The following is an 11,427-nucleotide window of genomic DNA, read 5'->3' as shown; positions in this document are numbered from 1 at the left end:
ACGGCGTGAAAGGAGGAGACGTTCGGTGAGTGCACGGGAATGGATCGGTAAGGACTTCTACCGTGAGCTGGGCGTCTCCTCCGACGCCACCGCGGACGAGATCAAAAAGGCCTATCGCAAGCTGGCCAAGGAGAACCACCCCGACGCCAACGCGGGCAACGCGGAGGCGGAGAAGAAGTTCAAGGCGGTCTCCGAGGCGTACGGCGTCCTGTCCGACACGGCCAAGCGCAAGGAGTACGACGAGGCACGCCGCCTCTTCGGCTCCGGTGGTCCCGGTGGCTTCGGCTTCCCGGGTGGCGGCGGTGGCGCGGGCGGTTTCGACGTCGGCGACATCTTCGGTCAGGCGGGTGGCCAGCAGCAGGCCGGTTTCGGCGGGCTCGGCGACATCCTCGGCGGTCTCTTCGGCCGCCGCGGTGCCGCGGCCGGTGCCACGGCGAACCGGCCGCAGCGCGGCGCGGACGTCGAGACCGACGTCCGGATCGACTTCACCGAAGCGGTCAAGGGTGCGACCCTGCCGCTGAGGCTGTCGAGCCCGGCGACCTGTTCCACCTGCGGCGGGAACGGCGCGAAGCCGGGGACCTCCCCGAGGACGTGTTCGACCTGTCAGGGCAGCGGACTGGTCAGCCGGAGCCAGGGCGCGTTCGCGTTCTCCGAGCCGTGCCGCGACTGCCGCGGCCGCGGCACGATCATCGACGACCCCTGTCCGGAATGCGCGGGCGAGGGCGTTTCCACCCGCACCCGCACCCTGACCGTGCGGATCCCGCCGGGCGTCGCCGACGACCAGCGGATCCGGCTGGCGGGCCAGGGCGAACCGGGCCGCGGTGGCGCGCAGGCGGGCGATCTGTACGTCCGCGTGCACGTCGCACCGCACGCGGTGTTCGGGCGGCAGGACCTCGACCTGACGATCTCCGTGCCGGTGTCCTTCGCGGAACTGGCCCTCGGCGGCACGATCACCGTGCCGACGCTCGAGGGCAAGGTCTCGCTGAAGGTGCCGCAAGGCACGGCGAGCGGTCGCGTGCTTCGCGTGCGCGGCAAGGGAATCGCCAAACGGGACGGCGCGCAGGGCGACCTGCTGGTCACCCTGCAGGCGGCCATCCCGGCCAAGTTGGACGACAAGGCCCGTGAGGCCCTCGAGGCCTACGCGGAAGCCATGTCCGACCACGATCCACGACCGGAGATCACCGAACTTCTCGAAGGCAGGTGAGCAGGATGTTCGGCGGGCTGCCGCACGGCGCGGACGAGGACACCCCGGTGTTCGTCATTTCGGTGGCGGCGCAGCTTTCCGGCCTGCACGCGCAGACCCTCCGGTCCTACGACCGGCAGGGTCTCGTGTCGCCGGGCCGGACCTCCGGTGGAGGACGCCGATACTCCATGCGGGACATCGCGCTGCTGCGTGAAGTGCAGCGACTGTCCCAGGAAGACGGTGTCAATCTCGCGGGCATCAAGCGGATCATCGAGCTGGAGAACCAGGTCGACGCCCTGCGGGACCGGATCGCCGAACTGACCGAGGAACTCACGGCCGCGTACCTCACCGCCGAACAGACGGCCGCGGCCGTGCACGCCTCGTACCGCAAGGACCTCGTCCCACTGCGGCAGCAGACGGCGCTGGTGGTCTGGAAGCCCAAGCCCAGAAGGATCTGAACCCCGATTCGGCACCTGGTTCCGACCAGGTGCCGAATCGTTTTCTTGCCCGGTCAGTCGAGGGGAACGGGACTAACGGGCAGCCCTTCTCCGAGTTCGGGCCGACGCTCACCGTCCGTGTGTATCGTCGCGACCGAAAGGGGCGGCGCGGATGACGGCGGCACGGCCTGGGGTGGGATTCGTTCTGCTGGGCCCGATGCGGCTGCGGCGGCCCGATGGCGTGATGGTCCCCGTCGGGACACCCAAACAGCAGGCGATGCTGGCCGCGTTGGCGCTGGCCCCCGGAACGGCGCTGTCCCTGGCCAGACTGACGGACACGTTGTGGGACCAGGACATTCCCGCCCGGTCCGCCTCGACCGTGCGGACCTACGCCTGGCGGCTGAGACGGCTGCTCGCCACCGCCGGAGCCGAAGACGAGCTGCTGGTGACGGCCGGTGACGGTTATCGGCTGGTCGTCCCCTCCTCGGCCGTGGACACCTCCCGCGCCGAAGAACTCGGTGCGGTGGCTCAAGAAGCGCTGACTTCGGGCGACGCGCACCGTGCCAGGAGCGTGCTGTCCGAGGCACTCGGACTGTGGACCGGCGAGCCGCTCGCCGGGGTGCCGGGACTGTTCGCCGAGCACAGCCGGAGCTGGCTGGACGAGCTGCACACCGCGCTCACCGAGCAGTACCTGGAGGCGGAGCTCCGCCTCGGTCACTACTACGAGGTCCAGCCGCGGCTGACGGCGATGATCGCGGAACACCCGATGCGGGAACGGCTTTACGTCCTGCTGATGCGCGCGCTCTACGGGATGGGCCGCCAGGTCGACGCGTTGCGCGTCTTCCACGATGCTCGCCGGACCCTGGTGGAGGCGCACGGGATCGACCCCGGTGCGGAACTGGTCGAACTCCACGAACGCATCCTCCGCGGGGACGACGTGGCCCCGCACGCCGAGCCACCGGTCGTCGTCCCGTCGCCCGCCGAACCGCCCGCCGGTGCCTGGCGGCCGATCCCGGCGCAGCTTCCTCCCGATCTGCCGGACTTCACCGGCCGAGCCGATCAGCTCACCGCGCTGCGGGAGGTGCTGACCGCCGCCGACCGGGCGACGCCCGCGGTGGTGGCGATCACCGGGATGAGCGGGGTCGGCAAGACCAGCCTCGCGGTGCATCTGGCCCACGGACTCCGCGAGCGGTACCCGGACGGTCAGCTGCACGCCGATCTCGGCGATCTCGACCAGGTCGGCGATCCGCTGACCGGCCCGGAGCTGCTGGAAGTGCTGCTCACCGGGCTCGGCGTGCCGTCGAACCGGCTGCCCGAACGCCTGGCCGAGCGTCGCGGGTTGTGGCGGTCGCTGGCCGACGGCCGCCGGATGCTCATCGTGCTGGACAACGTCTTCGACGCCGCGCAGATCCGTGACGCGCTGCCCGGTACGCCGGGATGCGCGGTGCTGATCACCAGTCGCGCGCGGCTGGACGGGCTGCCGCTGCTCACCCAGGTCAGCCTGGAGGTGTTCACCCCGGACGAGGCGCTCGGCCTGGTCCGGCAGTGCGTCGGCGCGCCTCGCGTGGCGGCCGAACCGGCGGGCGCGCTCGACCTCGTCACCGCGTGCGGGCTGCTCCCGCTGGCCGTGCGGATCGTGGCGTCGCGGCTCGCGGCGCGTCCTCACTGGACCCTCGCGTCCATGGTCGAGAGGCTGCGGGACGAACGCCGCCGGATAGCCGAACTGCGGGCGGGACCGCTCGCCATCGAAGCGGTCTTCGAGGTGGCCTATCGACAGCTTCCCGAGCCGCTCGCCGGAGACTTCGTGCTGCTCGCCACGGTCGCCGGCGCCGAGTTCACGCTGGCGGAAGCGGCGGCGGTCCTGGGCGTGGACCCGGCCGAGGCCGAAGCGCGGCTGGAGGGCCTCGTGGACGCCTCCATCCTGGACGACACCTTCACCGGCAGATTCCGCGTTCACGAACTCCTGGTCGCCTTCGGCCGCAGTCGTGACCGGGATCCGGCCGACGAGGCCGCCGCTCTCGACCGGTTGCTGTCGCTGCTGGTGGCCACGGCACGCAACGCTTTCGCGCACGCCGTACCGGGCGATCCGACCGGCGACGTGCTGGGCACGCGGTCGCCCGCGGGCGCGGGACTGCCGATCGCCGACCTGCGGGCGGCCAGGGAGTGGGCGTCGTCGGTGGGGGACACCGTGGTGTCGGCCTGCGCCAGGGGCGTCGAAATCGGCACCGCGCCCTTGCTGAGCACCGCTGTCGACCTGCTGATCGCGATGAGCCCGTTCACCGCCGAAGCGGGCGCGAGACGACTGGACATCGCGGCGGCGAACCTGACGAAGGCGGTGGCCCGGCTCCCCGAGCCGATGGGGCCGGGACGGCGGGAGCATCACCGCACCGTCGGCCGGGCCGAATTCCTGGCCAGCACCGTCGCGTTGCGCACGGCCACTCACGCCGACGTCGAGGCGCACGCGCGGCGCGCGGTCGACGCCGCGACGGCGGGCGAAGATCCGGTGATCCTCAGGCAGGCGCTCAACAATCTCGGGCTGGCCGCCCAGCTCCGTCACGACTACCTGCTCGCCGTCCGGTGTTTCGATCGCTCCGCCGAGCTGGCGCGGCAGCTCGGCCACGGTTCGGGAGCGGTGACCAGCAGCCTGAACTCCGCGCACGCCATGCTGCGTGGCGGAGACCCCGCGAACGTCCTCGCCGTCTGCGAGTCGGCTCTCGCCCTGGCCAGGGAAATGGGCGACGCGTCGGGGATCGGGTACGCGCTTTACGTGCTCGGCCTCGCGAACCAGGCGCTGGAGCGCTACGAAGCCGCGGCCGAGCGGTTCACCGCCTGCGTGGAGAGCTGCCTGGCGGCGGGAATCCGGGAGCGGGCGGCGCACGCCCTCTACCGGCTCGCCGAAACCCTGCTGGCGCTGGGCCGGGCCGAAGAGGCCATGACAGAGGCGCTGTCGGCCCTTCGGCTCTGCGAAGAACTCGGAACCCGGCGCGACCAGGCCAACGCGCTGCTCGTGCTCGGCAGGGCACTCGCCGCGCTGGGCAGATCCGCCGACGCCGTGGCACGGCTGGACCAGGCGCATCTGCTCTTCGTCGATCTCGAACTCCCGGAAGCCGATGACGCGATCCGCGCGATCGAGGAACTCACGCGCTGAGCTCTCAGCTCGCCGACGACGGTGGCGGCGTATCCGAGATGGTGTTGTTCCAGGACGGTTCGGCATCGCCGGTGCTCGCCTGAGCGCCCGCCGCCGTGAACCCGGACACCGCCAGTAGAACCGCCGTGGCCAGCACGACGACCGTCGCGCGCCGAGATCGTCCCCGGCCGCCGTCTTCCAAGATCACGCAGTAGCTCCTTCGCGTTCTCCCCAGGGCCCTCCCACCTTCTCGCGGGTCGATCTACGTCCGATCTACGACCACTGCGAGCGGGCGCAGATCCGCCGTCACGACGATCGGTGTTGCCAACGTGCCACGCCGGTCATCGGTCGTGGCGCAGCCGCACCAGGAAGGAGCAAGTGCATGAACGCGAATCTGGTGACCGCGGAGCAGCTGCTGAAGGTCGAGGCCATCGTGACCGGCCTCCGTGAGCTCGACGCCACCGACGAGGGCCACCAGGCCCTGGTCATGGCGCAGGCGGGCTTCACCCACCCGGACGACCTGTAAGTGCTCCGCAGGCACGGGCCGGGGAGCGATCCCCGGCCCGTGCCTGCACGGAAGGGGGCCGGATTGCCCACCACCGATTCCGTCGGCCTGCTGTTGTCGCGGTTCGCCGAGGTCGTCAGGCGGACCGAGGACTCCTACGGCCCGCACTCGCAGGCGAGGGTGTTCGTCCTCTACGAGGAGCTGATCGCGTTGCGGACGGTGCTGACCGCGGACCCGCGCGAGGAGCGGGTCGCCACCCGGATCCGCGAGCTGAGTGCGCTGATCGGCCAGGCCTATCTCTCCTCCGCAGGTGCCGCGCCACCTCCCCGGCGAAGGGTGCTCTCGGCGGATCCACCGTTGCTGGAGTTCGACCGCGAACTGTTCGAGGAGCGCTATCGTTCCGTCTGCGACGCCGTCCTCGCGGACACGATCGAGCTGCGTGATCCGGTGGAACCGTTGCGGCACTTGACTTCCGGCATCTCCTACATGTTCGTCATCGACGAAGACGAGCGGCTGCTGGTCTGGACGCGGCCGTTCGAACTGGTCGATCTGATCTTCGGGCGCAACCGCGCCAGCGTGGACGGTGTCCCGGTCGCGCATCCGATGCTGGTCCCCGACCGCCTGCTCGCCCGCGCGGCGGGCGAAATCGTGCTCATCGGCGCGGACCGGGTCGCGATGGTCGTCGCCAACACCAAGTCCGGGCACTTCCAGCCGCCCCTGCAGTCGGTCGCGGTGGTGCGGGAGACCTTCCGCCGGGTCTTCGGGCTGACTGAGCCGGACATCGACGTCTTCCACCTCTTCCCGCCTGCCTCGCCGGACGAAAGGACGGGCCGATGACCCGGATCGTGGGTGTCGAGCACGAAAGCAAATGGGCACTCGACCACGCCGAAGCAGGCGCGGATCCGTTGCGGTGGCTCGATTCCCCCGCCGTCCGCGAGAACCTCACCGAACTCACCGAGACGGTGACCGCGACCCAGAGCATCCTGTACCTCGACGACGCCGAGCGCAGCCTCACCACCGACGGCCACTCGTTGCGCATCGCCGCGAACCAGGGGGCGCTGGCCGGGATCGGCTGGATCGGGATCAAGCAGACCATCGACTGGGAGGGCCGCCGGGACGCGCTGGAGATCTCCGAGCGGATCGACCCCGGCGAGCTGACGGCGATGCTGACCGCCGGGGAGGTCCTGCCGCTGCGCCATCTCCGGAACCTCGGACTGGTGAGAGGGCCGCTGGAGACGGTGGGGATCACCAGCCAGCGGCGGATCAAGCGCTTCGGCACGCTCGCCGGCGGCCACCCGTGCGTGTTCAGTGTCGATCTCGTCGAGTTCCGGCGGCCGGACGGGGAGATCACGCCGATCGGCCGGTACGCCTGCCTGGAGGCCGAGGTCAACCAGTCTTCGTTGCCGTGCCTGGAGGCGTTCGACGAGTTCTGCGCGGCCGTCGACGGATGGCTCGGCTCGCCGCGGGAAGCTCGGACCAAAGCGCAGCTGGCGGTCGCCGCGGCGGACGCGGCGCGGCTTCCACGATGACGGCGGTCGCCGGCGCCGAGGTCAAGGAGCGGCTCGGGCGGCCGTTCTGGTGGCTGTGGGCCGGGCAGTCGTTGTCCGGGCTCGGCGGCACGGCGCAGTCGCTGGCCATGCCGCTGTGGATACTGCAGGTGACCGGTTCCGCGAGCCTGACCGGCGGCGCGTTCGTCGCCGGCCTGCTGCCCCGGATCGTGTTCTCGCCGTGGGCCGGGGTGCTGGCCGACCGGTTCGACCGGCGCGGACTGTCCATCGTGCTCAATCTCCTCGCCGGTGCGGTCACCCTCGTGCTGCTGCTCGTGGTGGAACTGCGGAACATCCCCCTGTACTACGTGCTGACCGTGTTGCTCGGCACGGTCAGCACGCTCAACTCGGCGGTGCTGCCCAGCCTCACGCCCGCCTTGGTGCCCGCATCGCGCCTGGCCGCCGCCGACGCCGCGCAAGAGGTGACCAACGGCGCGATCCTCGCTCTTGGCCCGTTGCTGGGGGCGGCCGTCGCGGTCGGGCTCGGCTTTTCCGGTGCGGTGGCGGCGAACGCGGCCAGTTTCGTGCTCGCCGCGCTGCTCACCTTGCCGATACCGCGTCAACAGCCCGCCGCACGGGGCAGGAGCAGCCCGCTCGCCATGCTGCGTGACGGCGTGCGTGCCCTGACCGGCGACCGTCTACTTCGGACGGCCGTGCTGGCCGAGGCGTCGCTTTTCGCCTGCCTCGGTGCCGTTCCGCAGTTCGCGGTGGTGCTGGTGGGTACGGACGGCCGGACCGCGCAGGCGGGGCTGTTCGCCTCCGCGATGGGAGTCGGCTGGCTGACGATGTCGGCGTCGGTGGCCAAACGGCGGGGCGCGCTCAACCCGGCCGTGATGGTGACCGTGGGGGCCGCGCTGGCCGCGCCGGTGATCGGCCTCGTGGTCCTGTGCGCGCACGCCTCACCGGTCTGGGTCTTTCTCGCCGGATTCGTGGCGGGGGCGCACAACCTGCTGTTCGCGATGCCCAACACGCTGCTGTGCCAGCGACACGCGGATCCGGCGGCGCTGGGCCGGGTGCTGGCGTTCCGGCGGTCCTTCGTCGTCTCCGCGCAGTGTGTTTCCCTTGCCCTGGTCACCTTTCTGACGCCCATCTGGGGGGTGGGGCCGGTGCTCGCCGTCGCCGGGGTCGCCGCCACGGTCATCGCCCTGCCGACGGCCGTCTTCGCGACGCGACTGGCCAGGAACCTTCCGAAGGCGGTGACGGCGTGAGCCCCGCAGCCGACGCGGCCATCGTCGATCTCCCTTATGGCCACCGGGACGACCCCGAAGGTCTCGAGGGCCTGGCCGCGCTGGCGGCGCGGTGGATCGCGGCCACTCCGGACGGTTCGCTGCGGGAGGAACTGGGCTGGCACACCCGGCACCGGCTCGAAGCGCACGTTTCCTCGTTCTCCTACTGGACGGCGATGGGTGACCTGGGCAGGCTGGCCGGTCACTACGAGTCCCGCTTCGGCGGACCGGCCACCCGGCAGCTGGCCGGATTGCGCGAGGCGCAGACGCGGTTGCTGCGCAACCGCTCGGGGAACCTCTATCTGCGGATGCTCGACACGATCGAGACGGCGGCTTCCGGAAAAGTCCACTGTGGACCATTAGGCGACGTCGAATCGATGGCGCGGGTCTCGGCGAAGGACGTCAAGGAGTACCTGGATCGCTGCCGGGAGACGGGCATCGACGTCCACTACGCGAGTGGTGCGCCCCTCGGCCCGGTCGTCCATCGGAGCGATGCCGCGAACCCTTGGCGCGGTGGCCTGGTCACCGCGCCGGTACCCGGGGAGACCAGCGCCAGGGTCGCGGTCCGGCTGCCGCTGCGGGCGGACACGCTGCCGGACGGCGCGTTACCGCTGCTGGTCGAGTCGCTGGGCACGGGAGCCGAGGGCCGGTTGATCCGACTGCTGCGGGGTGCGCGCGGTCTCGCCTACGGGGTCGCCGCGCTGAGCTGGGACGAAGGCGCCGGAGGGGCGAGCGTGGGCGGTTACGCGCTCGTGGATCCCGGGCGCGTGGCCGAAACCGCGACGCTCCTGCTCGACCTGGTGCGCGAGGCGCTGTGCCAGCCGGTTTCCGCAGAACTGGCCGATGCGGCGGTGCGCTGCCGCACGTTGCTGCTCGTCCAAGCCGACGAGCCGTTCGGCGCGGTGGCCGACCGGCGACGTCGGGCGAGGGGCGAACTCCCGCTGGGACGGCTCGCCGAAGCGGTGGCGGAACGTGCGGAGGAAGGTCTCGACCTCGGCGTCCCCGACTCGGCTCCGCCCGCCGTCGCGGTCACCGGCGAAGTGCGCCCGGACCAGCTTTCCCGGTTGGAGTCCCTGACATGACCGTGCCCGAAGAGACCGTGGTTTCCGGGCTCCGCGTCCGGCTGCTCCCGGTGCCCGGCGCGCATACCGTCGGCGCCTGCCTGCGGGTTTCCGCCGGATCCGGCGCGGATCCCCCGTTCCCCTGGGGGACGGCCCATCTGACCGAGCACCTCCGGATCGCCGCCGCGCTGGACGGCGGTTCCCGGTCGCACCTCACCGGCCACACGGGCAACGCGGAGACCCGCTTCACCGTGGCCGCGGTGCCCGAACACGGCGACCGGGTCGTCCGGACGCTGGTCCGGCTGCTCGACCCGGCGCGTACCGGCGCCGCCGCACTCGAAGCCGAACGGCACGCGGTGGCCTTGGAAATGCGCGCCGGGGCGGTCAATCCGTTGGTACTGCTCGGTCCTGCCGCCGCCGAAGCCGCCGTGCCCGAAGGACGGGCGGCCGATACCGCCCGCGCCGACGGGGAAAGCCTCGACCGGATCACCCTCGACGACGTCGCCAGGTTCACCGCCGAGCACTATCGGCCCGAAAACGCGGTCCTGGTCCTCGCGGCGCCTTCGCCGGACCGGGAACGCGTACTGGACGTCATCGCCTCCGCCCTGCCGTCACCGAGCGCGCCGGTGACGCCCGCGAATGGCGATGCGGAAAGGCTTCCGCTCGTCCTTCCGTCCGATGTGGACGGACTGACGGTGCTCACCCTGCCGTGCGCGGTCAGCGACCTCGTGGGCCGCTCGGCTGTCCGGGCCCTGACGTCACCCTCCGGCCCGCTCGCGACTCGGACCGCCAGTGCCGGTTTCCCGTTGGTGGGCTCCACCGTCATCGCCGCCGAGAAACACGAGGTCACCGTGCTGTGCTGGCGTGATGAACGGTCGGACCGTCGGCTGCGGGACGCGCTGACGAGCGCCTTCGCGGCCGAGGACGAAAGCGTCGCGGCCTGGCACGGTGCCGACCGGCGGGAGTACCAGGAACGGGCGTTCGCGGGCGCTTCGCCGCTCGGCCGGGCTCAACTGGCCTTGGTGCCGCCGTCGCCGGTACCCGGCGCGCGAACGATGCCCGGGGAGTTGCGCCGGGCGGCGGGATCGGCGCGCCTGTGGCGGCTGCGCGCCGGAGTACTGCACGCCGAAGACCTTCCGAAGGAGCACTGTGATCAGCAGTTCTGAAATCATCGACCTGCCCGAGGATCTCTACCGCGATCCGTATGCCGTGCTGGCCGGACTCCGGGAGCGGGGACCGGTGCATCGCGTCCGGTGGCCGAACGGCGGCGAGGTTTGGCTGGTCGTCGGCTACGACGAGGCCTTCGACGCGCTGGCGGAGCCGACCCTGATCAAGAACTGGCTGCGCGCCACCGGCCGGATCGGGCCCGGCGCGATCGGGGCCAACATGATCTCCAGTGACCCGCCGGACCACACCCGGCTGCGCAGGCTGGTCTCACGGTCGTTCACCGCCCGCCGGGTCGCCGCGCTGATCCCGCGCGTCGAAGCGATCGCCGTCGAACTCGCCGACCGGATGGCCGCTGCCCGTGGCCCGCGCGACCTGATCGCCGAGTTCGCCTTTCCGCTGCCTGTCTCGGTCATCTCCGAACTGCTCGGAGTGCCGTTCCTGGACAGGGCGGAGTTCTCCGCGCTGTGCGGCCGGATCATGGCCTCCGCCGGGGACGCCTCGGCGGGCCCGATCGACGTCGAGGAGATCAACCGGTATTTCGACGGCCTGATCGAGCGGAAACGGGCCGACCCGGGTGAAGACCTGCTCAGCGCGCTGATCCGGACCACCGACGAGGACGCCGACCGGTTGAGCCAGGCCGAACTCCGGGCCACGACCTTCCTGCTTCTCGTGGCGGGGCACGTCACCAGCACGAACCTGATCGCCAACGGAGTCCTCGCGCTGCTCGACCACCCGGATCAGCTCGCCGCGCTGCGTGCCGACTGGGATCTGCTGCCGCGTGCCGTCGAGGAAATCCTGCGCTACGACGGACCTCAGCCGTTCTCCACCCGCAGGTTCACGACCACGCACTGGCCGGTGGGCGAATCGGGAACGGTGATCCCGCCCGGGGAGACGGTGATGATCGCCCTCGCCGCGGCGGGTCGCGATCCGGAGCGCTTCCCCCGGCCCGGCGGCTTCGACATCCACCGCGCCGCGACCGGCCACCTCGCGTTCGGCCACGGCATCCACTACTGCCTCGGCGCGCCGCTGGCCCGGATCCAGGTGAGCACCGCGCTCCGGGTGCTGCTGACCCGGTTCCCGGATCTCGCCCTGGCGTCCGGCCAGGAGCGCTCCTGGCGGCGCACGCTGATCTCGCGCGGCGTCACCGAACTTCCCGTCCTACTCGGCTCGTGAG

Annotated in this window: 11 protein-coding genes; 10 read left to right on the top strand and 1 reads right to left on the bottom strand. The window is 71.4% G+C overall.

Annotation, left to right across the window (positions count from 1 at the left end; all coding sequences use genetic code 11):
* Positions 1–25: 25 nt before the first annotated feature.
* The 3 genes from dnaJ to ACLJPX_RS19675 all read left to right on the top strand — a co-directional run bounded on the left by dnaJ (position 26) and on the right by ACLJPX_RS19675 (position 4,768).
* A complete protein-coding gene (gene dnaJ, locus ACLJPX_RS19685; protein ID WP_101611387.1) occupies positions 26–1,204 on the top strand; it encodes a molecular chaperone DnaJ in 1,179 nt (392 codons plus the stop codon).
* Between the two features lie 5 nt (positions 1,205–1,209).
* Complete coding sequence (locus ACLJPX_RS19680; RefSeq protein ID WP_101611386.1) at positions 1,210–1,641, top strand: heat shock protein transcriptional repressor HspR; 432 nt, start codon at positions 1,210–1,212, stop codon at positions 1,639–1,641.
* A gap of 151 nt (positions 1,642–1,792) precedes the next feature.
* Positions 1,793–4,768, top strand: a complete 2,976-nt coding sequence (locus ACLJPX_RS19675; RefSeq protein WP_410601399.1) for an AfsR/SARP family transcriptional regulator — start codon at positions 1,793–1,795, stop codon at positions 4,766–4,768.
* 4 nt (positions 4,769–4,772) lie between these two features.
* Here the strand turns inward: ACLJPX_RS19675 and ACLJPX_RS19670 are convergent, their stop codons facing one another.
* Positions 4,773–4,955 (bottom strand): hypothetical protein, encoded by a 183-nt coding sequence (locus ACLJPX_RS19670; RefSeq protein ID WP_410601398.1) that lies wholly within the window; start codon positions 4,953–4,955, stop codon positions 4,773–4,775.
* A 174-nt stretch (positions 4,956–5,129) separates the two neighbouring features.
* On the opposite strand from ACLJPX_RS19670, the gene ACLJPX_RS19665 reads away from it, so the two are divergent.
* From ACLJPX_RS19665 to ACLJPX_RS19635, 7 genes are read left to right on the top strand one after another with little or no spacing between them, the layout of a single operon-like run.
* Positions 5,130–5,273 (top strand): hypothetical protein, encoded by a 144-nt coding sequence (locus tag ACLJPX_RS19665; protein ID WP_158255745.1) that lies wholly within the window; start codon positions 5,130–5,132, stop codon positions 5,271–5,273.
* Positions 5,274–5,312: 39 nt separating this feature from the next.
* Complete coding sequence (locus tag ACLJPX_RS19660) at positions 5,313–6,089, top strand: hypothetical protein (RefSeq protein WP_410601397.1); 777 nt, start codon at positions 5,313–5,315, stop codon at positions 6,087–6,089.
* Positions 6,086–6,781 carry a hypothetical protein gene (locus ACLJPX_RS19655; protein WP_410601396.1) on the top strand — a complete coding sequence of 232 codons (696 nt, stop codon included), beginning with the start codon at positions 6,086–6,088 and terminating at the stop codon, positions 6,779–6,781. The genes ACLJPX_RS19660 and ACLJPX_RS19655 overlap by 4 nt, the downstream gene beginning before the upstream one ends.
* A complete protein-coding gene (locus tag ACLJPX_RS19650; RefSeq protein WP_410601395.1) occupies positions 6,778–8,007 on the top strand; it encodes an MFS transporter in 1,230 nt (409 codons plus the stop codon). Before ACLJPX_RS19655 ends, ACLJPX_RS19650 begins: the two co-directional genes overlap by 4 nt.
* Entirely contained in the window at positions 8,004–9,107 is a 1,104-nt protein-coding gene (locus ACLJPX_RS19645) for a hypothetical protein (RefSeq protein ID WP_410601394.1), read from the top strand. The genes ACLJPX_RS19650 and ACLJPX_RS19645 overlap by 4 nt, the downstream gene beginning before the upstream one ends.
* On the top strand, positions 9,104–10,252 hold the full coding sequence (locus ACLJPX_RS19640; protein WP_410601393.1) for a hypothetical protein: 1,149 nt from the start codon (positions 9,104–9,106) through the stop codon (positions 10,250–10,252). Before ACLJPX_RS19645 ends, ACLJPX_RS19640 begins: the two co-directional genes overlap by 4 nt.
* A complete protein-coding gene (locus ACLJPX_RS19635) occupies positions 10,236–11,426 on the top strand; it encodes a cytochrome P450 family protein (protein ID WP_410601392.1) in 1,191 nt (396 codons plus the stop codon). Before ACLJPX_RS19640 ends, ACLJPX_RS19635 begins: the two co-directional genes overlap by 17 nt.
* The last annotated feature ends 1 nt before the right edge of the window (position 11,427 follow it).

This window comes from Amycolatopsis sp. lyj-90, from assembly GCF_046549035.1.
In the GTDB taxonomy this organism is placed as follows: domain Bacteria; phylum Actinomycetota; class Actinomycetes; order Mycobacteriales; family Pseudonocardiaceae; genus Amycolatopsis.
Note: the sequence above shows the minus strand (reverse complement) of the source record. Positions and strands in the feature narration are given on the sequence as shown.